Annotated in this window: 17 protein-coding genes and 1 tRNA gene; 12 read left to right on the top strand and 6 right to left on the bottom strand. The window is 64.6% G+C overall.

What is annotated here, in order from left to right; all coding sequences use genetic code 11:
• Window positions 1-97: 97 nt before the first annotated feature.
• The 4 genes from BM374_RS30670 to BM374_RS30655 are packed head-to-tail and all read left to right on the top strand — an operon-like array spanning window position 98 to window position 5,776.
• Window positions 98-1,225 carry an isovaleryl-CoA dehydrogenase gene (locus BM374_RS30670; RefSeq protein ID WP_092301677.1) on the top strand — a complete coding sequence of 376 codons (1,128 nt, stop codon included), beginning with the start codon at window positions 98-100 and terminating at the stop codon, window positions 1,223-1,225.
• A gap of 25 nt (window positions 1,226-1,250) precedes the next feature.
• Window positions 1,251-2,855: a carboxyl transferase domain-containing protein gene (locus BM374_RS30665; RefSeq protein WP_092301377.1), complete on the top strand. Its 1,605-nt coding sequence runs from the start codon at window positions 1,251-1,253 to the stop codon at window positions 2,853-2,855.
• Window positions 2,856-2,859: 4 nt separating this feature from the next.
• Window positions 2,860-4,863, top strand: coding sequence for an acetyl-CoA carboxylase biotin carboxylase subunit (locus BM374_RS30660; RefSeq protein WP_177248644.1), 2,004 nt, complete (start codon window positions 2,860-2,862; stop codon window positions 4,861-4,863).
• Between the two features lies 1 nt (window position 4,864).
• A complete protein-coding gene (locus BM374_RS30655; protein WP_092301370.1) occupies window positions 4,865-5,776 on the top strand; it encodes a hydroxymethylglutaryl-CoA lyase in 912 nt (303 codons plus the stop codon).
• A 79-nt stretch (window positions 5,777-5,855) separates the two neighbouring features.
• Here BM374_RS30655 and BM374_RS30650 read toward each other — a convergent pair whose 3' ends face one another.
• Genes BM374_RS30650 through BM374_RS30640 form a run of 3 tightly spaced genes read right to left on the bottom strand, consistent with a single transcriptional unit; the run spans window position 5,856 to window position 8,784 of the window.
• Window positions 5,856-7,214 carry a TRAP transporter large permease gene (locus BM374_RS30650; protein WP_092301368.1) on the bottom strand — a complete coding sequence of 453 codons (1,359 nt, stop codon included), beginning with the start codon at window positions 7,212-7,214 and terminating at the stop codon, window positions 5,856-5,858.
• Window positions 7,211-7,765 carry a TRAP transporter small permease gene (locus BM374_RS30645; protein ID WP_092301364.1) on the bottom strand — a complete coding sequence of 185 codons (555 nt, stop codon included), beginning with the start codon at window positions 7,763-7,765 and terminating at the stop codon, window positions 7,211-7,213. Before BM374_RS30645 ends, BM374_RS30650 begins: the two co-directional genes overlap by 4 nt.
• On the bottom strand, window positions 7,762-8,784 hold the full coding sequence (locus BM374_RS30640; RefSeq protein WP_092301361.1) for a TRAP transporter substrate-binding protein: 1,023 nt from the start codon (window positions 8,782-8,784) through the stop codon (window positions 7,762-7,764). The genes BM374_RS30645 and BM374_RS30640 overlap by 4 nt, the downstream gene beginning before the upstream one ends.
• Window positions 8,785-9,096: 312 nt before the next feature.
• Here BM374_RS30640 and BM374_RS30635 point away from each other — a divergent pair, with 312 nt between their 5' ends.
• Window positions 9,097-9,333 (top strand): pentapeptide MXKDX repeat protein, encoded by a 237-nt coding sequence (locus BM374_RS30635; protein WP_092301358.1) that lies wholly within the window; start codon window positions 9,097-9,099, stop codon window positions 9,331-9,333.
• A gap of 156 nt (window positions 9,334-9,489) precedes the next feature.
• On the opposite strand, the gene BM374_RS30630 is transcribed toward BM374_RS30635, so the two are convergent.
• The gene (locus BM374_RS30630) at window positions 9,490-9,837 is read right to left on the bottom strand and encodes a DUF6481 family protein (protein WP_092301355.1); all 348 of its coding nucleotides are present in this window, start codon (window positions 9,835-9,837) and stop codon (window positions 9,490-9,492) included.
• A gap of 265 nt (window positions 9,838-10,102) precedes the next feature.
• On the opposite strand from BM374_RS30630, the gene BM374_RS30625 reads away from it, so the two are divergent.
• The 5 genes from BM374_RS30625 to BM374_RS30605 all read left to right on the top strand — a co-directional run bounded on the left by BM374_RS30625 (window position 10,103) and on the right by BM374_RS30605 (window position 13,826).
• Window positions 10,103-10,339 (top strand): hypothetical protein, encoded by a 237-nt coding sequence (locus tag BM374_RS30625; protein ID WP_092301352.1) that lies wholly within the window; start codon window positions 10,103-10,105, stop codon window positions 10,337-10,339.
• Window positions 10,340-10,406: 67 nt separating this feature from the next.
• Window positions 10,407-10,643 (top strand): DUF2273 domain-containing protein, encoded by a 237-nt coding sequence (locus tag BM374_RS30620; RefSeq protein WP_092301349.1) that lies wholly within the window; start codon window positions 10,407-10,409, stop codon window positions 10,641-10,643.
• A gap of 200 nt (window positions 10,644-10,843) precedes the next feature.
• Window positions 10,844-11,626, top strand: a complete 783-nt coding sequence (locus tag BM374_RS30615) for a hypothetical protein (protein WP_092301346.1) — start codon at window positions 10,844-10,846, stop codon at window positions 11,624-11,626.
• Between the two features lie 246 nt (window positions 11,627-11,872).
• Window positions 11,873-12,025 (top strand): hypothetical protein, encoded by a 153-nt coding sequence (locus BM374_RS38845; RefSeq protein ID WP_177248643.1) that lies wholly within the window; start codon window positions 11,873-11,875, stop codon window positions 12,023-12,025.
• A gap of 523 nt (window positions 12,026-12,548) precedes the next feature.
• The gene (locus tag BM374_RS30605) at window positions 12,549-13,826 is read left to right on the top strand and encodes a hypothetical protein (RefSeq protein ID WP_092301651.1); all 1,278 of its coding nucleotides are present in this window, start codon (window positions 12,549-12,551) and stop codon (window positions 13,824-13,826) included.
• A gap of 52 nt (window positions 13,827-13,878) precedes the next feature.
• Here the strand turns inward: BM374_RS30605 and BM374_RS30600 are convergent, their stop codons facing one another.
• On the bottom strand, window positions 13,879-14,085 hold the full coding sequence (locus tag BM374_RS30600) for a hypothetical protein (protein ID WP_244552756.1): 207 nt from the start codon (window positions 14,083-14,085) through the stop codon (window positions 13,879-13,881).
• A 195-nt stretch (window positions 14,086-14,280) separates the two neighbouring features.
• Window positions 14,281-14,357, bottom strand: a tRNA-Arg gene (locus tag BM374_RS30595).
• 402 nt (window positions 14,358-14,759) lie between these two features.
• Between BM374_RS30595 and BM374_RS30590 the strand changes: the two genes are divergently transcribed.
• Complete coding sequence (locus BM374_RS30590; RefSeq protein ID WP_092301337.1) at window positions 14,760-19,964, top strand: alpha-2-macroglobulin family protein; 5,205 nt, start codon at window positions 14,760-14,762, stop codon at window positions 19,962-19,964.
• Between the two features lie 137 nt (window positions 19,965-20,101).
• Window positions 20,102-22,162, top strand: coding sequence for a penicillin-binding protein 1C (gene pbpC / locus BM374_RS30585; protein ID WP_177248642.1), 2,061 nt, complete (start codon window positions 20,102-20,104; stop codon window positions 22,160-22,162).
• The last annotated feature ends 16 nt before the right edge of the window (window positions 22,163-22,178 follow it).

The following is a 22,178-nucleotide window of genomic DNA, read 5'->3' as shown; positions in this document are numbered from 1 at the left end:
GCGGGGGTAGGTTCGGGCCGACAAGCACTTGCAAGATCCAGGAGGAATCGCCTTGAACATCCCGAGCATCGATTTCGATCTGGGCGAAGACATCGGCATGCTGCGCGACACCGTGCGCGCCTTTGTCGAAGCGGAGGTGGCCCCGCGCGCGGCCGAGGTCGAGAAGGCCAATCTGTTTCCGGCGGACCTCTGGAAGCGTTTCGGCGATCTCGGGCTGCTCGGTATGACCGCGCCGGAGCAATATGGCGGCTCCAACATGGGCTATCTCGCCCATATCGTCGCCATGGAGGAGATTTCGCGCGGCTCGGCCGCGATCGGCCTGTCCTACGGCGCCCATTCCAACCTCTGCGTCAACCAGATCCGCCGCAACGGCAATGACGCGCAGCGCCAGCGCTATCTCCCGAAGCTGATCTCGGGCGAATATGTCGGCGCGCTCGCGATGTCCGAGCCGGGCGCCGGCTCCGACGTCGTCTCGATGAAGCTGCGCGCCGACAAGCGCGGCGATCGCTACGTGCTCAACGGCTCGAAGATGTGGATCACCAATGGCGGCGATGCCGACGTGTTGGTGGTCTATGCCAAGACCGATCCCGAAGCCGGCCCACGCGGCATGACCGCCTTCCTGATCGAGAAAGACTTCAAGGGTTTTACGCATGGCCAGCATCTCGACAAGCTCGGCATGCGCGGCTCCAACACCTATCCGCTGTTCTTCGATGAATGCGAGGTGCCGGAAGAGAACGTGCTGGGGAAGGTGGGCGAGGGCGTCAAGGTGCTGATGTCCGGCCTCGACTATGAGCGCGCGGTGCTGTCGGGCGGACCGCTCGGCATCATGGCCGCCTGCATGGATGCCGTGGTGCCCTATATGCACGAGCGCAAGCAGTTCGGCCAGCCGATCGGCGATTTCCAGCTGATGCAGGGCAAGCTCGCCGACATGTATTCGACCTGGCAGGCCACGCGGGCCTATGTCTACGCCGTCGGCAAGGCCTGCGATCGTGCCAACCACGCGCGCACGCTGCGCAAGGATGCGGCGGCTGCAATCCTGTATTCCGCAGAGAAGGCGACCTGGATGGCGGGGGAGGCGATTCAGGCGCTCGGCGGCGTCGGCTATACATCCGAGTTTCCGGTAGGCCGGCTCTGGCGCGATGCCAAGCTCTATGAGATCGGCGCGGGGACATCAGAGGTCCGCCGCATGCTGATCGGCCGCGAGCTGATGTCCGAGACGGCTTAAAACCTTTCACCTCATTGGAATCAACATGCCGCTCCATTCCAGCATCGATGCCTCGTCGTCTGATTTTGCGCGCAATGCGGACGCCATGCGCACACTCGTCGCGGACTTGCGCGAGAAGCTCGCCCAGGTCGCCGGCGGCGGAGGCGAGGTCTCACGCAACCGTCACACCGCGCGCGGCAAGATGCTGGCGCGCGAGCGCGTCGATCTGCTGCTCGACCCCGGCACCTCGTTCCTGGAGCTGTCGCCGCTGGCGGCTCACGGCCTCTATGGCGGTGATGTGCATTCGGCGAGCATCGTCACCGGGGTGGGGCGGATTTCGGGCCGCGAATGCGTCGTGGTCGCCAATGATGCCACCATCAAGGGCGGCACCTACTATCCCATGACCGTGAAGAAGCATCTGCGCGCGCAGGATATCGCGCGGCAGAACAATCTTCCCTGCGTCTACATGGTTGATTCCGGCGGCGCCTTCCTGCCGCTCCAGGACGAGATTTTTCCGGACGAACGGCATTTCGGCCGAATCTTCTACAACCAGGCGCAGATGTCCTCAGCTGGCATTCCGCAGATCGCGATCGTGATGGGCTCCTGCACCGCCGGCGGCGCCTATGTGCCGGCGATGTCGGACGAGAGCATCATCGTGCGCAATCAGGGCACCATCTTCCTCGGCGGCCCGCCGCTGGTGAAGGCGGCGACCGGCGAGGTCGTCAGCGCGGAAGAACTCGGCGGCGCCGACGTGCATTCGCGCCAGTCGGGCGTGACCGACCATTACGCTCAGAACGACGCTCATGCGATCGGCATTGCCCGCCGCATCGTCGCTACGCTCAAGCCATCGGCGCGGCCGAACCTCAACATGCATCCGCCGCGCGATCCGCTATTTGCCGCGGAAGAGATCTACGGTGTGGTACCGGTCGATGGCAGAAAACCTTTCGACGTGCGCGACATCATCGCGCGCGTCGTCGACGGCTCGGAATTCGATGAGTTCAAGAAGCTCTACGGCACCACGCTGGTGTGCGGCTTTGCCCATATCTGGGGCTATCCGGTCGGCATCATCGCCAACAACGGCATTCTGTTCAGCGAGAGTTCGCTGAAGGGCGCGCATTTCATCGAGCTGTGCTGCCAGCGCGGCATTCCCCTTGTTTTCTTGCAGAACATCACCGGCTTCATGGTCGGCAAGAAATACGAGGCCGGCGGCATCGCGCGCGACGGCGCCAAGCTGGTGACGGCGGTGGCGACCGCCTCGGTGCCGAAATTCACCGTCGTGATCGGCGGCTCCTATGGCGCCGGCAATTACGGCATGTGCGGCCGTGCCTATTCGCCGCGCTTTCTCTGGATGTGGCCGAATGCGCGCATCTCGGTGATGGGCGGCGAGCAGGCCTCGATGGTGCTGAGCCAGGTCCGCCGCGACAATATCGAGGCCAAGGGCGAGAGCTGGTCCAGGGAAGAGGAAGACCAATTCCGCGAGCCGATCCGCGCGCAATATGAGAGCCAGGGACATCCATACTATGCGACCGCGCGTCTCTGGGACGACGGCGTGATTGACCCAGCCGACACGCGCCTCGTGCTCGGCCTGGGTCTCTCGGCGGCATCGAATGCGCCGATCGAGCCGACGAAGTTCGGCCTGTTCAGGATGTGATGCGATGGACCGTTCAAAGCTCTACCGTCGTTTTCGTACCCTCCTGATCGCCAACCGCGGCGAGATCGCCTGTCGCGTCATCCGGACCGCCCGCGCCATGGGCCTGCGCACCGTCGCGGTTTATTCCGAGGCCGACCGCGATGCGATGCATGTCGCGCTTGCGGACGAGGCCGTGCTGCTCGGGCCCGCGCGCGCCCGCGACAGCTATCTCAATGTCGAGCGCCTGCTCGAGGCCGCCCGCAAGACGGGCGCGGAGGCTGTGCATCCCGGCTACGGCTTCCTGTCGGAGAATGCCGAGTTCGCGCAGGCCTGCCTTGAAGCTGGTCTCGTCTTCGTCGGCCCGACCGCCGAGATGATGACGGCGATGGGCTCGAAGTCAGGCTCGAAGGCCCTGATGGAGAAGGCCGGCGTGCCGCTGGTGCCCGGATATCACGGCGAGGCCCAGGACGATGCGACGCTGGCGAACGCCGCAAACAAGATCGGCTTCCCGATCCTGGTGAAGGCCTCCGCGGGCGGCGGTGGCCGCGGCATGCGCATCGTGCGCTCGACGGACGAGCTTGCGCCTGCGATCGTCAGTGCCAAACGGGAGGCCAAGGCGGCGTTCGGCGACGACCGCATGCTGATCGAGAAGTATGTCGACAATCCCCGGCACATCGAGGTGCAGATCATCGGCGACAGCCACGGCAATCTATTGTCGCTGTTCGAGCGCGAATGCACGCTGCAGCGCCGCCACCAGAAGGTGATCGAGGAGGCGCCGTCCCCGACGCTCAATGCTGCCCAGCGCGAGACCGTCTGTGCCGCCGCGCGCAAGGCGGCGGGCGCCGTGAACTATGTCGGCGCCGGCACCATCGAGTTCGTCTCCGACGGCAAGGACGTGTTCTTCATCGAGATGAACACGCGTCTCCAGGTCGAACATCCCGTGACCGAGCTGATCACGGGCATCGATCTCGTCGAATGGCAGCTACGCGTCGCCTTCGGCGAGGCGCTGCCCTTGAGGCAGGACGAGATCAAGCTCAACGGCCATGCGGTCGAGGCACGCGTCTATGCGGAGAACCCGACCAGGAACTTCATGCCATCGGTCGGCAGGATCTCGACCTGGCGACTGCCGGCGGAGACCGGCGGCCTTCGCATCGACGCCGGCTACCGCGAGGGCGATACTGTCTCGCCGTATTACGATGCGATGCTGGCAAAGATGATCGCGTGGGCGCCGACGCGCGATATCGCGATCGACCGGCTCAATCGCGGGCTGTTGGACTCCGACGTCCGCGGCATTGTCACCAACATTCCGTTCCTGTCCGCGCTGATCACGCATCCGAAGGTGCGGGCGAATGCGATCGACACCGGCTTCATCGAGCGTGAGCTGGCGGACTTGACGCAGAGCGCGCCGGCACCGGGCGAGCTCGAGCTCTGTGCCGCGGTGGCCGCGATCGTCGATGACGAGCGAAAGGCGGCGCAGACCGATGCGAGTTCTCCGTGGCAGACGTTCGGCTGGATGCCGGTCGGCCGCCGCCAGCGCAGCTTTGCGTTCCGCGTCGGGCATGGGCCGGAGCAAAAGATCACGCTCAATTACGGCAGCGGACCGTCGACGCTGGCGATTGGCGAGCGCGAGCTGGCGTTCACGGTCGTGCCGAAAGAGGGCGGGTTCGACCTGACGCTCGATGGCGTCAAATCTTCGGTCGCTGCCGTGATCGACGGCCACGAGCTGTATCTTCGCACGCGAAACGGCCGCTTCGACCTGCATTGGGTCGACCCGTTCGGCGGCGAGAGCGAGGAACATGTCGGCGAGGACAAGATCGCGGCGCCGCTGCCAGGCACCGTTGTCGCCGTGCTGGCCGAGGAGGGGGCGAAGCTCGAGAAGGGCGCGCCGATCCTCACTCTGGAAGTCATGAAGATGGAGCAGACGCTGCGCGCGCCGTTTGCGGGCGTGCTGAAGTCTATCAGGTGCAAGGTCGGCGACATCGTGCAGGAAGGCGTCGAGCTTGCCGTGGTCGAGCCGTCTGGAGAGTGACATGAGCGACACGGTGCGCATCATCGAGATGGGGCCGCGCGACGGTCTCCAGAACGAGAAGACACCAGTCAGCGTCCAGGCCCGCATCGCCTTCATCGAAGCGCTGGTAGCGGCCGGGCTCGATACGGTCGAGGTCGGCGCCTTCGTATCGCCCAAGGCCATCCCGCAGATGGCGAGCTCTGATGCCGTATTGCGTGGCGTCGCCCATTTGAGCGGGGCCGAATTCCACGTGCTCGTGCCGAACGAGAAGGGCTATGAGGCCGCGCGCGCTGCGGGCGCGAAAGTCGTCTCGGTGTTTGCCGCAGCCTCAGAAGGCTTTTCCCGCGCCAACATCAATTGCACGGTCGCGGAGTCAATCGAGCGGTTCAAGCCGGTTTTGGCGCGCGCCAAGGCTGACGGCGTGAGGGTGCGCGGCTATATCTCCTGCGTGCTCGGCTGTCCCTTTGACGGCGAGATCAAGCCGAAGGCGGTTGCCGATCTCGCCGGCAAGCTCTGGGAGCTCGGCTGCTACGAGATATCGCTCGGCGACACCATTGGCGTCGGCACGCCCGCCAAAGCCAAGGCGATGCTGCGCGCGGTGGCTGCCAACATTCCCGCCACAAAGCTCGCGATGCATTTCCACGATACATATGGACAGGCGCTCGCCAATCTCTATGCAGGGCTTGAGGAGGGCGTTCGCGTGATCGATGCCGCCGCTGGCGGCCTCGGCGGCTGCCCTTACGCGCCGGGCGCCACAGGCAATGTCGCGACTGAAGATGTCGTCTACATGCTCGAGGGCATGGGCGTGAAAACCGGCGTCGATATGGCGAAGTTGCTGACGGCGACGAACGCGATGAGCGTCGTGCTCGGCAAGCCGCCGGTGAGCCGCGTGGCGACGGCGTTGAACGCGAAGAAGAAGCGGGCACTCACCTAGTTCTCCGTCATTGCGAAGCAATCCAGACGGCGGGATTTTGGATTGCTTCGCTGCGCTCGCAATGACGGTGGAGAGAGCGTCACCTGCTCCCATCCGGCCCCATCACCACGTCCGGCAACCAGGTCGATATCTCCGGCACCAAACACAGCAGCAGCACCGCGCCCATCATCAAGAGCACGAAGGGCAGCGTGCCCCAGATTACCTCGCTCAGCGAAATGTCGGGCGCGACATTGCGGATGACGAATATGTTGAGGCCGACGGGTGGATGGATCAGCCCCATCTCCATCACGATGGTCATGACGACGCCGAACCAGATGATGTCGAAATTGGCGGCACGGAGTGGCGGCAGGATGATCGGCGCGGTCATCAGGATGATCGAGACCGGCGGCAGGAAGAAGCCGAGCACGACGACCATGACGAGGATCGCAAACAGCAGGCCCCAGCGAGGCAGGTGCATCGCGACGACAGATTCGGCCGCCGATTGCGAGATGTGCAGATAGCTCATCACGTAGGAATAGAGCAGCGACATGCCGATGATCATCATCAGCATGGTCGATTCCCGGATCGTCGATTTCATGATCGGGCCAAGATCGCTCGGCCGCCACACGCCATAGATTGCCGCGATCAGCCCCAGCGCCAAGAGGCCGCCGAGACCGGCCGTCTCCGATGGTGTGGCATAGCCGCCATAAAGCGCCGCCATCACGCCTGTCAGCAGCAGCACGAACGGAATGACGCGCGGCAGCACGCTGAAGCGTTCGGCGAGCGTATATTCGTCGCGGGTCAGAATGGCAGCTTCCGGGCCGCCCTTCTTGTAGGCGGCTTCAGCCGCGGCGTATTCCTGGCGGAAACGGATCACCGCATAGCCGCCGAACAGCGTGACCAGCAGCAATCCGGGGCCGATGCCGGCGAGGAACAGGCGTCCCAGCGACTTTTCCGCGGCCACCGCGAACAGGATCATGGTGATCGAGGGTGGCAGCAGGATTCCGAGCGTGCCGCCGGCGGCGATGATGCCGGCCGCGAAACCGCCGGAATAGCCGCGCTTGCGCATCTCGGGAATGCCGGCGGAGCCGATCGCCGAGCAGGTTGCGGGCGAGGAGCCAGCCATCGCCGCGAACAGGGCGCAGGCGAACACGTTGGCAACGCCGAGGCCACCGGGCACGCGATGCAGCCAGGCATGCAGCGCCGAATAGAGATCCTGGCCGGCGCGCGATTTGCCGATCGCCGCGCCCTTCAGGATGAACAGCGGGATCGACAGCAGCGTGATCGATGCCATCTCCTCGTAGACGTTCTGCGTCACCGTATCGAGTGATGCCGAGGGCATGTAGATGCCCATGAACACGACCGCGACGGCGCCGAGCGCGAACGCGATCGGCATGCCCGAAAACATCACGAGCAGCGTCGCGACGCCGTAAGCGATACCGATGCCGAACACGCTCATGGACGCCTGGCTCCAGCGAAAGGCAACGCCAGCTGCACGAGGATCTGGACGCAGAGCAGGCTCATGCCAAGCGCCATCAGGGAATAGGGAATGGCGAGCGGCGGGGACCACATCGAGTTCGAGACCTGGCCATCGACGTAGGCTTCATGCGCCAGCGTCCACGACTTCCAGGTGAAGAACGCGCAGAACAGGAATGTCGCGACATCGACGATCCAAAGCCGGACCCTGTTCGCCAGCGGCGACAACAGGCCGACGAAAGCCTCGATGCCGATGTGACCACGGTTCTGCTGCACATAGGCCGCCGTCATGAAAGTGGCGCCGACCAGCAGAAACACGGCGGCTTCGTCCTGCCAGTAATTGGCCGCCTTGAACAGCGCGCGGCTCAGCACGCTGTAGCTCAGGATGCCGCAGGCCGCGACCAGCGCCAGTGACGCAAACACGACGATGACGCGATTGAGGATGGCGAGGCCACGATCGAGCGCTGCCGCAAGGCCGGTCCTTGCGGTAGCATTCGCCTGATCGTTCCGATCCGGAAGCGGACCGTGGCTCATGCAGCGACGTCGGAGGCGAGCTTGAGCAGGTTCGCAGCGGTCGCAGTCTTGGCGCCGTAATCCTTCCACGCGGTGTCGCGGGCGATGTCGCGCCACTTGCCGACGGTCGCGGCATCGAGCGCCGAGACCTTGGCGCCCGCCTTCTCGTAGACCTTGGCAACTTCGACGTCGTCATCCTGCGCGCCCTTGCGGCCGAAGGCCTCGAGCTCTGCGCCCACAGCGACGAGGATGTCCTGCTGGTTCTTCGGCAGCTTGTCGAAGATTGCCTTCGACATCATCAGCGGCTCGAGCATGAACCAGTAGGACGCGCCCGCACCCGAGGTCAGCGACTTCGCGACCTCTTCGAGGCGGAACGAGATCAGGCTGGTGGAGGAGGTGATGCCGGCGTCGCAGGCGCCGGTCTGCATCGCCGCGTAGATTTCGTTGGACGGGACCGAGAGTACCGAAGCGCCGGCGGTTTGCAGCACCATGTCCATCTCGCGCGAGCCGCCGCGCACCTTCATGCCCTTGGCATCTTCCGGTGCCACGATCGGCTTCGAGCGGCTGGCGACGCCGCCGGCCTGCCATACCCAGGTGAGCAGGATGATGCCCTTGTCGGCGAGGAAGTCGGTCAGCGCCTTGCCGACAGGCTCCTTCTTCCAACGCATGCCCTGATCGTAAGTGGTGACGAGGCCGGGCATCAGGCCGATATTGGTCTCGGGCAATTCGCCACCGGCATAGGGCATCGGATATAGAGAGATGTCGAGCGCGCCCTTGCGCATCGCGGAGAACTGCGCGTTGGTCTTGATCAGCGAAGAGTTCGGATAGATCTCGGCCGCAATGTCGCCGTTGCTGCGCTTGGCAACTTCGGCCGCGAACATGCGGCAGAGCCGGTCGCGGAAATCGCCCTTGTCGATGGTGCCGCCGGGGAATTGGTGCGAGATCTTCAGCGTGGTCGCGGCATGCGCGGTGCCAATGCCGAAGCGGAGAACGGCGGGGGCGGCGACGGCGGTCGCGAGCAGATGGCGGCGCGTGAACATGGTGTGATCCCTTGGACGATGCTTGTGGTTGGTCGGGCCTCGTGAGACCGGGCGCGTAGGCCCATCCTAGCCGGTCCTTCGCCCGAAATTCTCTCATCTGATAGTTCGAGATCGAATGCCGCGGCAAGTGTCGGCTGTGCTGCGCTGCACACTTCCGTTCCCGAATGCGCGCGCCGGCCCACGCCGAATGCTGGATGGCGTAGGCTCGCAAAAATTTATCGACGAGCGCGTAACAGCGCGGGCTGGCGAACCGTCGAGACTGGATAGCGGCGTCCGTCGCTGACAAATGCAATCTCGAAGGGAAGATGAACCATGACCATTCGTACCCGCATCGTGCTCGGCGCTTGCACTGCCGCTCTCACGCTCAGCCTGGGGCTCGCACAGTCCTTCGCCATGGATGACATGAAGAAAGACACGATGAAGAAGGACACAATGTCGAAAGATGGCATGATGAAGAAGGACACCATGTCCAAGGACGACGGCATGAAGAAGGACACGATGTCAAAGGATGGTATGAAGAAAGACGACGGGATGATGAAGAAGAACTAATTCGATACCCATCATGCCGGGCGCGTTGACGAGGCGAGCCCGGCATGCGGCGCTTGCCGCCCAGGCTCGATCGTCGCGCCGCGCGTTGCGCTGACCCGGCTCTCGGTCTTGAATTGACCTGACGCGTGTGGGCGCCAGGTCAAATTTTGTTGACGCTTACTTCCGCTTGGCCTTGCGGGCGGCGTAGCGCGCGTCGCGCTTGGCCTTCTGCTCGGCCTCGAGTGCAGCTTGTCTGGCGATCGCTTCTTCAGCTTCGCGGGCGAGCCGTGCGGCTTCGGCGGCCTTGGCTTCTTCCTCCAGGCGCTTCTGTTCGGCCTTTTCGGCTTCGCGCGCAGCCTTCGCTTCGGCGCGCTTGGCCGCAAGCGCCTCGCGCTCGGCGCGCTTCGCCGCGACAGCAGGATCGTCAGGGCCCGGCTGCGACTTGAATTTGTTCAAAAGATTTTTGCGGGCTTCCAGCGCCGCCTTTTGCCGGTCTGCGAAGCCGGGTTCCCTAAATCCACTCATTCGACGAGCCTTGTCTTCCTCGCTTTCGATCCTACATCACTGCCTGTTGGTACGTCGGCTGGGCACAAGCAGGCGCCACGCGACGCAGAAGCGTGTACATCGCCGCGCGCCGTGAAGCCACCCATAATCGCAGCCGATCAGGTCAACGAAATCGCTTACCCAGCCGATCCTTCGTAGCCCGGAAAAACTGCCGAATTGTGATGTCCCTCATAAGGGCACCCAGCGGCGGCGCCTAGCGTCCGCCCCAACGAGACGGAGCACGGGCATGATCTCTTTCCGGCTGAGCCCGAAGGCCCTTGCAATCACGGCCGCCGCAGCGGCGGTTGCCGGCACGCTGCTGTTGGCCGGCCGCCCGCAGCCCATCGAAAGCGCCTTTTTGGGTGCCAATTGGGAGTGCACCCAGACCGCGTTCATCCTCACGAGCTGTGCACCCCGTGCGCAGCATGCAATCCCGGCGGTCGAGACCTCGCGCAAAGAGGCGATGAAGCCGACCAGGGGCTGACGGCTGCGTCTGATGTGACGGGACGCCGCAGAGATGATACAGGGCCTCACCGAGCGACAAGGCTCCTATGTCGAAGCCAGACTCCAAGCCAGATTCCAAGTCCGACCCTACCGAGACGCCCAGCGCGCCGCCGAGGCCCCAATCCGGCGACAGCCGCCGCGGCGCAATCGCAGGGCTGATCATTGCTGCCGTTATCCTGGGTATCGGTTTGTGGCTCGCCCGCGACCTCACCGCGGCCAGCAAGATGCAGGACTGCCTGATGTCCGGGCGCAGCAATTGCAACGTGATCGAGCCGGCCCGCTAGACTGGTGTTGGTCGGCGGCCGCCGAACGAAAAATTGCCGTGATCTTAATCGTTTGTAACGGGACACAGCCGGATTGGCAGGTCAATTTTGACGGGCCATTTGGGCAGGTCAGTTATGTCAGCCGGCATCAGCCAGGTGCGATCCGAATCGTCTATCGCGCGTGGGACACGGCAATTTCTGAGGGTAGGGGGTAGGCACCCATGAGTGCGTCCAGCCGCATGAAGATCATTATTCCCATGGTCTCAGCCATGTCCTTGCTCGCGCTATCAGCGCAAGCGCAGGACGCAGGTCCGCCGAAGGGTGCTGCCCAGCCACCGGGGCAGGACGCCGGCACGTCGCCCCAGACCAACCAGAATACGCGCAAGGGACCTCCGCCGCAGCAGGCCGCGCGGCCCGCGCCCCAGCCCGGTGGCCAGGCCCATGTGGCACCAGCTCCCGGCCACCACGCAGCCGGCGGTCCGGCTCCGAGACCCCGGCGCTACGTCGCTCGCGGCCCCGCACCGACGCGCGACTGGGGCGGACATGCCTACCGTGGCAATCTTGCCTGGGAGGGCGGACGCTGGCGTCATGAGGTCCACAATGGCCGCTCCGGCTGGTGGTGGGACGTCGGTGGCGTCTGGTACTATTATCCGCAGCGGATGGATGGTCCGCCCGCTTACATCTCCGAAGAGTATATCGACGACGTGCCGGTGGCCTACGCACCGCCCGGTCCGCCAGTCGCCTATGAGCCGCCGCCCCCACCGCCGCCGGCCGATCCCGGCGCAAGCGCGCTGGGTGGGGCCATCGTCGGCGGCGTGCTCGGTGGCTTGCTGTCCGGCAACGCCACGGGAGCAGCCGCTGGCGCCGTCATCGGCGGCGCGACAGGCGCAATCGCAGGTGCTACCGCCGCTTCGCGCCCCGGCTACTATTGGGCCGAGGGCACTTGCTATTATCGCTATCCGAGTGGCCAGTATGTGCAGGCCGATCCGCGCGCCTGCTACTGACCCTTTAGCGCAATCCAACAGAAACGAGGCGGGCCCGGTGCCCGCCTCGTTTCGTTGAAGGAGCCGGAATTGCTCCGGAATGAGGAAAATACGAAGATCGGCGGCGCTGTGCTCTCGCGCCGGTCGCGCGCAAAATTCATCGCGGTAATATCGTGCGGAAGCGCAGCGATGCCACTTTTGCCCTCCGCAATCATACGGACGAATTTGCCACGCACTTGTCCATATCGGCCGGCTAGAGTCGCGTCGATGTGCACGAAGTACGACCCACAGTTTGAAGCCGAGGCGGCGATGAAACGTGCGGCGGCGTCCGAAGGCGCCGACCGGCAGCGACTCATCGAGCTGGCGCTGGCTTGGCATCAGCTCGCCCGCGATCGTCGCGACGACGAGCGGAGAGACTGAGTTTCGCCTAGCAGAAAGGTTTGCCCGGTTCGGGCCTTGTGACCAGTCATGAGAAAGCCCCGTGCTTGGGGGGATACGCACGGGGCCCTTCAAAGCCGACCGGGGCTGGCGGGTCGGCACCACTTTATTCACCGCAAACAACACGCTGGTTGCGATCCCGTTCCACGCGATCTTTGCATGTTGCCGACTGGCTCTCGTCGCGGCCGGCAGAGGTTTCGCTTCGCCGAGGCTCGGAATAGGAACATCTGTTCCCCGGCCGACGTTGGCCTGACATGACTGACCTTGAACTACGTGCACAGTCTTTTGAGATCGCCTGGAAATATCTCGACCAGTCATGATCAACTCGAACCGCGGAAACGCGGCATTAAGACTTCTCCGGGTGGCGATTTCGCCGTCTCGATTCGCGCTGGGGGAACGAAGCGGAGTCGGATCGTGAACGAACAAAAAGCCGCCGTTGGACCTCCAGCACACGCCAGGCGTTGACGAGCGATGGAAGCTTTCCGATCGTTGCATCAAGACGCGCATGGAGACCATTGAAGCCTATCTCGATCGCAAGCACAGGGAAATCGGGCTGCTGAACGATTGCCTGAAGAACCCGCGGCGCTTGCCCCGTCCACGATCGGTGGACGAGGTGATCAAGGCAAAATTCCAGCTCGCCGCAATGTTGCATGCGGAGCATGCGCTGCAGGACTGGAAAGCGACGGAGACAGCGTGGTCGGGCTCGGCCTGTCCCACCAGCGGTCCGTTCGCCTTCAGTTATGACTACCAGCGAGCAGATCTCACTGTGACCGGCCCTTCGTTCTATGAACTCGAGCACGGCTGCATCAGCGGGACGATCTATTCCGCGTCGGGCATGGCCGCGATCTCGACGCTGCTGCTGGCATCCGCATCAAGTTTCGCCAATGGAGATATCCTGGTGCTGCCCGGCTCCTACGGCGAGACGCTGGAGCTGATCGAGCGCTTTGTCCCGAGCTTGCGTCTCGTCCCCCTGAAACTGCCGCTGCCGGACGCCTTTGCCCGGATTGGCACGCCGCGAATCCTGCTGCTGGATTCGTGCGTGTCTGCCGGCGCGTTCGAGGCCGTTCTGCGCCGTGACGGGGCTGGGCTCGATCTTCTGGTGTTCGACACGACGTGCTTTGCCGGGCGGTCGGGGCGCATCCGGCGCGTGCTGCGCTGGACGAAGCGGTGCAAGCTTCCGGTCGTGATGGTGCGAAGCCACAACAAGCTGGATTCGCTTGGTGCGGAATACGGACGGCTCGGTTCTGCGGTTTTCGTCAGCTGGAGCGAGCAGGGCGCTGATCCAGGTCGCTCGATGGTCGAACGGCTTGCAGCGGACACAAGCAATGCGGTTCGGCTCCTCGGCGGTGCGGCGCTGCCGGCGCACTTCCCACCTTATGTCGGCAGCGATGCCTATTGGGCGTTAACGAAGGCGCGTGTCGCAGCCATCCTGCGCAATGGTCGCCACGCGGCCCGGCTTTTTGCGCGCGAGCTTGCTTCGCTCGCGGCCGAACTCCACTTCACCCACGGTCTCTACGTCACGCTCCGTGCCGGCCATGCTTTTGATGAGGCCAGTGCGCGGCAAGCCGCCGAAGCCATGAGCCACGATCTAAGCCGGAAGGGACATCCCATCCGCCACGCCGGCAGCTTCGGCTTCGACTTCGCCGCGACCGAATGGTTTCACGACGCGACCACGGGCCGGTACAGCGTCCGGGTCGCGGTCCCAGATCTGCCGACCGAGCCGTGGAGTGACCTTGCGGCGGCGATCGCTGAATGGTGGAGATCGAATCAATGCCGGCTCTGATCGTCGGATCGTCATGCGGCTGATGGTAACGCCGCTCGTTGCCGCGCCGGAATCACTCGATCGCCGATGGCTGCTTCTGATGGTCGCGACGCGTCCAGGCCTCGACGGCAGAGGCGAGGTCATGATGGCTCATGGCAACATGGACAATGGACGCCTGTGCCGTTTCGATGCGCTGTTTGATTGCGCCGGAGTTGAAGTCCACTGCATCGAGCGCCAGAAACGACATTGCAACGACCGCCACCGCGAGGGCAATTCCCATTCTCGTTAGTTCAGTTCGCGGCATTAACAGTCCTTCTCGGGCACACCTTGCCCGCAGCGCATATAGGGCGCTTCCGTCTGGTTCAAAGCCCGGGACGATCCAACCCACGCGTTCGTGAAAGACATGGGATCGGCAAGGCAGGGCGAGTGGCGCGTTAATGATGAACGCCGTCGCTCGTCGACAAGACCGAGGTTTTGGCGATCCCGGCAGGAATCGAACCTGCAACCCTCAGAGTAGAAATCTGATGCTCTATCCAGTTGAGCTACGGGACCGTCCTGGGCCGCCCCACCTTGGGGCCGGCTGTTCGTATAGCATGCCAATATGAAAAATCCGGCGTTTCGCCAAGTCTGAACCGAACCGTTTTCCTCTGTACCACGACAAACGGAACGGTGAAGTGTCAGGGTGCCGGGTTGAGCGGCAGCGGACTGGACGACGGATCACGTCGCCGGCAACGCTGGTTAGCTTCCGGGACACGGTCGCCGATCGACAGGTCAGGTATTGGCCGCGCCCCAGGACGGCGTGCGTGGCGGTATCTTGATCGGTCTTCTCTGGGCGTGCCTAGCCATGGCGAATGCGACGTTTTGCACCTCTGGTTCCATCGCCTTGAGTCTGTCACCTTTCCGCGCACTTTATCGCCGCCGCGGCACTCGTCCGCGATTTCCGGGAGTCCATTCATGATCGGTCTGGTTCGCGCCGTTACACTTTGCGCCGCGCTGGCGTTCGGCCTGAACGCCACGCACGCCGCTGAAAAAGCCTTCAAGCGTGACGATCTGGCCGATTCCGCCATCAAGCTGGAGGCGCAGATCAAGAGCGAGGCGGGCCCTGTCGCCAAGACCAATGCAACGCTGCGCACAGACGCCGACGCAGCCTTCAAGCGCTTCGATTTCCGCACGGGCCTGTCGGTGCTCGGCCAAATCGCCGCGACCACGCCGGAGGATGCCGGCAACTGGTTGCGGCTCGCCAAAGCCATCTTCCAGATCATGCCGAAGAGCTCGAGCGAGCAGACCTTCCTGCTCGAACGCGCCTCGACCGCGGCGTACATCGCCTACATGCGCGCCGGCAACCCGGGCGAGGAGGCCGATGCGCTGGCCGTGCTCGGCAGGGCGCTGGCCGAACGGCATTTGTTCCGGCCGGCGCTGGATTCGCTGCGACTGTCGCTCGATACCAAGGAGGTCGCCGACGTCCGCGGCCAATATGAGAAGCTCCGCGACGAGCACGGTTTCCGGCTGCTCGACTATAGCGTGGACTCGGATTCGGCGAGCCCGCGTGCCTGCTTCCAGTTCTCCGAGGAGCTCGCCAAGCGCACCGACTTCGCGCCGTTCCTGGCGCTGGCGGGCCAGGACAAGCCGGCGCTGTCGGCCGAGGGCAAGCAGCTCTGCGTCGACGGGCTGAAGCACGGCGAGCGTTACAATATCAATCTGCGCGCCGGCCTGCCGTCGACCGTGAAGGAGGGTTTGCCGAAATCGGCCGAGTTCAACATCTATGTGCGCGACCGCAAGCCGTTCGTGCGCTTCACCAGCCGCGCCTATGTGCTGCCGCGCACGGGCCAGCGCGGCATTCCCGTGGTCAGCGTCAACACGCCTGCGGTGAACATCAATGTTTTCCGCATCGGCGATCGCAATCTGATCAACACGGTGGTCGACAGCGACTTCCAGAAGACGCTCTCGAAATACCAGCTGAGCGATCTCGGCAACGAGCGGGGCGTCAAGGTCTGGTCCGGCGAGCTGGCGACCGCGATGACGCTGAACCAGGACGTCACCACCGCATTCCCGGTCGACGAAGCGCTCGGCGAGCTCCAGCCCGGCGTCTACGTGATGACCGCCGCGGCCAAGGGGCCTGGCTCGGACGACGATTACCAGCTCGCCACGCAATGGTTCATCGTCTCTGATCTTGGCGTCACCGCCTATTCCGGCAATGACGGCATCCACGTCTTCGTCAACTCGCTGGCGTCGACCGACCCGGTCGGCAAGGCAGAGGTTCGGCTGGTCGCCCGCAACAACGAGATTTTGGCGACCCGCAAGACCGACGAGTCGGGCCACGTTTTGTTCGAAGCGGGACTCGCACGCGGCGAGGGCGGCCTGTCGCCCGCGATGCTGACCGTCACCGCCGAGAAGGCCGACTATGCCTTCCTCAGTCTCAAGACCTCGGCCTTCGACCTGTCCGACCGCGGCGTTGCGGGGCGCCCGGTGCCCGCCGGCGCCGACGCTTTCGTCTATGCCGAGCGCGGCGTCTACCGCTCCAGCGAGACCGTCTATCTCACCGCACTGCTGCGCGACGGGCAGGGCAATGCCGTCAATGGCGGGCCGCTGACACTCGTGATCGAGCGCCCCGACGGCGTCGAATTCCGCCGCGCCGTCCTGTCCGACCAGGGCGCCGGCGGCCGCACGCTCGCCGTGCCCCTCAACTCCGCCGTCCCGACCGGCACCTGGCGGGTCCGCGCCTTCACCGATCCGAAGGGCTCTTCGGTCGGCGAGACCACGTTCATGGTCGAGGACTACGTCCCTGACAGAATCGAATTCGACTTGTCGGCCAAGGACAAGCTGATCAAGGCCAACACTCCTGTAGAGCTCAAGGCGGCCGGCCATTTCCTTTATGGTGCGCCGGCGGCCGGCCTCCAGCTCGAGGGCGACATGCTGATTGCGCCGGCTGCCGAGCGGCCGGGCTTTGCCGGCTACCAGTTCGGCGTCGACGACGAGCAGACCACCTCGAACGAGCGCACGCCGTTGGAGAACCTGCCCGAGGCCGACGCCAATGGCGTTGCGACCTTCCCGGTGACGCTGGACAAGCAGCCGGCCTCGACGCGCCCGCAGGAAGCGCAGATCTTCATCCGCATGGTCGAGACCGGCGGCCGCGCCGTCGAACGCAAGCTGGTGCTGCCGGTCGCGCCCGCGACCGCGCTGATCGGCATCAAGCCGCTATTCGGCGACAAGAACGTCGCGGAAGGCGACAAGGCCGAGTTCGACGTCGTGTTCGTCTCGCCCGAGGGCAAGACGCTTCCCCGCGACGGTCTGCGCTATGAGCTCCTGAAGATGGAGTCGCGCTATCAATGGTATCGTCAGAACAATTACTGGGAGTACGAGCCGGTCAAGTCGAGTTCGCGTGTCGCCGACGGTGACGTCACGATCGCCGCCGGCAAGCCGTCCCGCATCTCCCTGGCGCCGCGCCCTGGCCGGTACCGGCTGGATGTGAAGTCGAACGATGCCGACGGCCCCGTGACCTCGGTGCAGTTCGACGTCGGCTGGTATTCGGACGGCAGCGCCGATACGCCAGACCTGCTCGAGACTTCGATCGACAAGCCGCAATACGCTTCGGGCGACACCATGACGGTGTCGGTCAATGCCCGCACCGCCGGCAAGCTCACCGTCAACGTGGTCGGCGATCGCCTGCTGACGACGCAGACCGTCGACGTCAAGGAAGGGACCGCGCAGGTGAAGATCCCGGTCGGCCAGGACTGGGGCAGCGGTGCTTATGTGGTGGCGACGCTGCGCCGACCGCTCGATGCAGCCGCCCAGCGCATGCCGGGTCGCGCGATCGGCCTGAAATGGTTCGGGATCGATAAGCAGGCCCGGACGCTGCAGGTCAAGCTTTCGCCGCCGGATTTGATCCGGCCGAATGCGATGCTGAAGATTCCGGTCAAGCTCGAAGGGCTCAATCCAGGCGAGGACGCCAAGGTGGTCATTGCCGCGGTCGATGTCGGCATCCTCAATCTCACCAATTACAAGCCGCCGGCGCCGGACGATTATTATCTCGGCCAGCGCCAGCTCTCCGCCGAGATTCGCGATCTCTATGGGCAGCTGATCGACGGCATGTCGGGTACGCGCGGCCAGATCAAATCCGGCGGTGACGCCGGCGCGGGCGAGCTGCAGGGCTCACCGCCCGCGCAGAAGCCGCTGGCGCTTTATTCGGGCATCGTCACCGTCGGCGCCGACGGCAGCGCCGAGGTGAGCTTCGACATACCTGAGTTCGCCGGCACCGCCCGCGTGATGGCGGTGGCGTGGACCGCAACCAAGCTCGGCCGCGCCAACACCGACGTCGTGATCCGCGACCCCGTCGTGCTGACGACGACGTTGCCGCGCTTCCTGCTCAATGGCGACCACGGCACGGTCAATTTCGAGATCGACAATGTCGAGGGGCAGGCCGGCGACTACGTCATCAAGGTGAAGACGGGCGGCCCGGTGAAAATGACCGGCAATCCTGCCACCACCGTCAAGCTCGCTGCCAAGCAGCGCAACTCGTTCTCGCTCGCGCTCGAAGCGACCGCGGCGGGGCAGGCGACGCTCGACGTCGACATCAAGGGGCCGAACGGCCTGGCGCTGGCGCGTCACTACGCGTTCGACGTCAAGGCGGCGACGCAGGTGCTGGCGCGGCGCTCGATCCGGACGCTGGCGAAGGGCGAGAGCCTGACGCTGACCTCGGACATGTTCTCCGACCTCGTGCCGGGCACGGGCAGCGTCTCGGTTTCGGCGAGCCTGTCGACGGCGCTCGATGCGGCGACGATCCTCAAGGCGCTCGACCGCTATCCCTATGGCTGCTCGGAGCAGATCACCAGCCGCGCGATGCCGTTGCTCTACGTCAACGAACTCGCGGCCGGAGCGCATCTCGCCATGGATACCGAGGTCGACCAGCGCATCCGCGACGCCATCGAGCGGCTGTTGGCCCGTCAAGGCTCCAATGGCTCGTTCGGCCTGTGGTCGGCCGGCGGCGATGACGCCTGGCTCGATGCCTACGTGACGGATTTCCTCACCCGCGCCCGTGAAAAGGGTTTCGTGGTGCCGGACATTCTGTTCAAGAATGCGCTGGATCGGATCCGCAACTCCGTCGTCAACGGCAACGAACCGGAGAAGGACGGCGGCCGCGATCTCGCCTATGGCCTCTACGTGCTCGCGCGCAATGGCGCAGCGCCGATCGGCGATCTTCGTTACCTCGCGGACACCAAGTTGAACAACCTCGCAACCCCCATTGCGAAGTCTCAGCTTGCGGCCGCGCTGGCGCTGGTCGGCGACCGCAGCCGCGCGGAGCGGGTCTATGGCGCAGCGCTCGACAGCCTCGCGCCAAAGCCGGTGCTCGAGTTCGGCCGCAGCGACTACGGCTCGCAGCTGCGCGATGCCGCGGCGCTCGTCTCGCTCGCGAGCGAGGGCAATGCGCCGAAGGCGACGCTGTCGCAGGCCGTGGCGCGGGTCGAGACCGCGCGCGGGCTCACGCCCTACACCTCCACGCAGGAGAACGCGTGGCTGGTGTTGGCGGCGCGGGCGCTCGCCAAGGAGAACCTCTCGATCGAGGTCGACGGTCAGCCGGTCAAGACCGCGCTCTATCGCAGCTACAAGTCGGACACGCTGAGCGGCAAGCCGCTGAAGATCACCAACACGGGCGATGCGCCGGTGCAGGCGGTGGTCTCGGTGTCCGGCTCGCCGGTGACGCCTGAGCCGGCCGCGTCCAACGGCTTCAAGATCGAGCGGAACTACTTCACGCTCGACGGCAAACCCGCCGATATCGGCAAGGTCAAGCAGAACGAACGCTTCGCCGTGGTGTTGAAGATCACGGAGGCAAAGCCGGAGTACGGCCACATCATGGTGTCCGATTATCTGCCCGCGGGTCTGGAGATCGACAATCCGAAGCTGGTCTCGTCAGGCGACAGCGGCACGCTGGACTGGATCGAGGACGGTGCGGAGCCCGAGAATACCGAGTTCCGTGATGACCGCTTCACGGCGGCTGTCGATCGTGCCTCCGATTCCAAGGCAGTGTTCACCGTCGCCTACGTCGTGCGCGTGGTCTCGCCTGGCAAATACGTGTTACCGCAGGCCTATGTCGAGGACATGTACAATCCCTCGCGCTACGGTCGCACCGGTACGGCCACCGTCGAGGTGCGGGCGGCGAAGTGAGTGATAGAATGAGCGACGGCGACATTTGTTATCGTCATTCCGGGATGGTCCGAAGGACCAGACCCGGAATCTCGAGATTCGGGGTTCGGTTCTTCGAACCGCCCCGGAATGACGGTAGCGGAGCGCGGCGCAGAAGCATGCGCCTCCTCTCGGCCCTCGCGTTCACCTTTATCCTCGCCATCATCGGTTTCGTCGGGTGGGTCTACGCCCTCGGACCTCTCCCGCTCGATGACGCGCGCCGTGTTTCCACCACGGTCGTCGACCGCAACGGCAAGCTGCTGCGCGCCTACGCTATGGCGGACGGGCGCTGGCGGCTGCCGGTCGATGCCAAAGCCAATGTCGATCCGACTTATCTGAAGCTGCTGTTCGCCTATGAGGATCAGCGCTTCTATGCCCATGACGGCATCGATCCGCTGGCGCTGGGCCGCGCCGCGATCCAGCTTGCGACGCGCGGCCACATCGTGTCCGGCGGCTCGACCATCTCGATGCAACTCGCTCGGCTGATGGAGCCGCGGCGGCAGCGCTCGCTCTACGCAAAACTGCACCAGATCGTCCGCGCCATCGAGCTGGAGCGCAGCTTGAGCAAGGACGAGATCCTCAATCTCTACCTCGCGCTCGCGCCCTATGGCGGCAATCTCGAAGGCATCCGCGCGGCATCGATCGCCTATCTCGGCAAGGAGCCGAAGCGGCTGTCGCTGGCCGAGACCGCACTGCTGGTGGCGCTGCCGCAATCGCCGGAAACGCGCCGGCTCGATCGCCATCCCGACACCGCCCGTATCGCGCGAGATCGTGTGCTCGACCGTATGGTCGAGGAAGATGTGGTGAGTGCGGAGGACGCCAGGCAGGCGAAGTCCGTGCCCATTCCAAAGCTACGCAAGCCGATGCCGATCCTGGCACCGCATGCCTCCGACACCGCGATGGCAACCGTCAAGGACTCGCCGGTCATCAAGCTGACCCTGGATTCCAATCTCCAGAAGGTGCTGGAGCCGCTGGCGCACGACCGGGCCATCGCGTTGGGACCGAACGTCTCGGTAGGGATCATCGTCGTCGACAACGACAGCGGCGACGTGCTCGCCCGTGTCGGCTCGGCCGATTATTTCGACGAGAGCCGGGCAGGGCAGGTCGACATGACCCGCGCCATCCGCTCACCGGGCTCGACGTTGAAGCCGTTCATCTATGGCCTCGCCTTCGAGGATGGTTTTGTTCACCCTGACAGCCTGATCGACGACCGTCCGGTGCGCTTCGGCTCCTACGCCCCGGAAAATTTCGACATGACTTTCCAGGGCACCGTGCCGGTGAAGAAGGCGCTGCAGATGTCGCTGAACGTGCCGGCGATCGTGCTGCTCGACCGCGTCGGCTCGAGCCGTCTGGCCTCGCGGCTGCGCCAGGCGGGCGGCAATCTGGTCCTGCCCAAAGACGAGGCACCAGGGCTCGCCATGGGCCTTGGCGGCGTCGGTGTCACGCTCCAGGATCTCGTGCAGCTCTATGCAGGTTTCCCCCGGCTCGGCACCACCAAGCCGCTGCGCGAGATCATGATGGCCAAGGACGATCGCGAGCCGCTGCGACTGCTGGATCAGGTCGCGGCCTGGCAGGTCGGCAACGTGCTGCTGGGAACCCCACCGCCGGAAAACGCCGTCCATAACTGCATCGCCTTCAAGACCGGTACCTCCTACGGCTATCGCGATGCTTGGTCGGTCGGCTTCGACGGCCGGATGACCATCGGGGTCTGGGTTGGTCGGCCCGATGGTGCGCCGGTTCCCGGCCTGATTGGCCGCGTGGCCGCGGCGCCCATCCTGTTCGATGCCTTCGCACGCAGCGGCAAGACGCTGGTTCCGCTGCCGAAACCGCCCAAAGGAACCCTGGTGGCCAGCAACGCGAAGTTGCCGTTGCCGTTGCGGCGGTTCCGACCCGTCGGGGAGCTTGTTCGAACCGGAGGGGAGCAGGCACTCCATATCCAGTTCCCGTTGAACGGCACCCGGATCGACGTGGATCGCTCAGGCGGCACTGAGGCCGCAGCCATGCCGGTCAAGGTCGCCGGCGGGGTATTGCCGATGACGGTCATGGTCAACGGCGCCGCGCGCGGCGAGATCGACGGACGGCGCCAGCGCCTGATCGATCCGCCCGGCCCGGGCTTTGCAAGGCTGACCGTGATCGATGCCACGGGCGCCGCGGACACAGTTGTCATTCGAATTCAATGAGAGCGGCTTAAGCGGT

Origin of the sequence: Bradyrhizobium sp. Ghvi (assembly GCF_900115265.1) — a bacterium.
In the GTDB taxonomy this organism is placed as follows: domain Bacteria; phylum Pseudomonadota; class Alphaproteobacteria; order Rhizobiales; family Xanthobacteraceae; genus Bradyrhizobium.
The sequence above is the reverse complement of the archived record's forward strand: the minus strand, read 5'-3'. Positions and strand labels throughout refer to the sequence as shown.

Bases quoted from the DNA above. Each gene is read 5' to 3' on its own strand.
- BM374_RS30670 (WP_092301677.1), top strand. From the start codon at position 98: ATGCTGCGCGACACCGTGCGCGCCTTTGTCGAAGCGGAGGTGGCCCCG.
- BM374_RS30665 (WP_092301377.1), top strand. From the start codon at position 1,251: ATGCCGCTCCATTCCAGCATCGATGCCTCGTCGTCTGATTTTGCGCGC.
- BM374_RS30660 (WP_177248644.1), top strand. From the start codon at position 2,860: ATGGACCGTTCAAAGCTCTACCGTCGTTTTCGTACCCTCCTGATCGCC.
- BM374_RS30655 (WP_092301370.1), top strand. From the start codon at position 4,865: ATGAGCGACACGGTGCGCATCATCGAGATGGGGCCGCGCGACGGTCTC.
- BM374_RS30650 (WP_092301368.1), bottom strand. From the start codon at position 7,214: ATGAGCGTGTTCGGCATCGGTATCGCTTACGGCGTCGCGACGCTGCTC.
- BM374_RS30645 (WP_092301364.1), bottom strand. From the start codon at position 7,765: ATGAGCCACGGTCCGCTTCCGGATCGGAACGATCAGGCGAATGCTACC.
- BM374_RS30640 (WP_092301361.1), bottom strand. From the start codon at position 8,784: ATGTTCACGCGCCGCCATCTGCTCGCGACCGCCGTCGCCGCCCCCGCC.
- BM374_RS30635 (WP_092301358.1), top strand. From the start codon at position 9,097: ATGACCATTCGTACCCGCATCGTGCTCGGCGCTTGCACTGCCGCTCTC.
- BM374_RS30630 (WP_092301355.1), bottom strand. From the start codon at position 9,837: ATGAGTGGATTTAGGGAACCCGGCTTCGCAGACCGGCAAAAGGCGGCG.
- BM374_RS30625 (WP_092301352.1), top strand. From the start codon at position 10,103: ATGATCTCTTTCCGGCTGAGCCCGAAGGCCCTTGCAATCACGGCCGCC.
- BM374_RS30620 (WP_092301349.1), top strand. From the start codon at position 10,407: ATGTCGAAGCCAGACTCCAAGCCAGATTCCAAGTCCGACCCTACCGAG.
- BM374_RS30615 (WP_092301346.1), top strand. From the start codon at position 10,844: ATGAGTGCGTCCAGCCGCATGAAGATCATTATTCCCATGGTCTCAGCC.
- BM374_RS38845 (WP_177248643.1), top strand. From the start codon at position 11,873: ATGTGCACGAAGTACGACCCACAGTTTGAAGCCGAGGCGGCGATGAAA.
- BM374_RS30605 (WP_092301651.1), top strand. From the start codon at position 12,549: ATGGAGACCATTGAAGCCTATCTCGATCGCAAGCACAGGGAAATCGGG.
- BM374_RS30600 (WP_244552756.1), bottom strand. From the start codon at position 14,085: ATGGGAATTGCCCTCGCGGTGGCGGTCGTTGCAATGTCGTTTCTGGCG.
- BM374_RS30590 (WP_092301337.1), top strand. From the start codon at position 14,760: ATGATCGGTCTGGTTCGCGCCGTTACACTTTGCGCCGCGCTGGCGTTC.
- pbpC (WP_177248642.1), top strand. From the start codon at position 20,102: ATGCGCCTCCTCTCGGCCCTCGCGTTCACCTTTATCCTCGCCATCATC.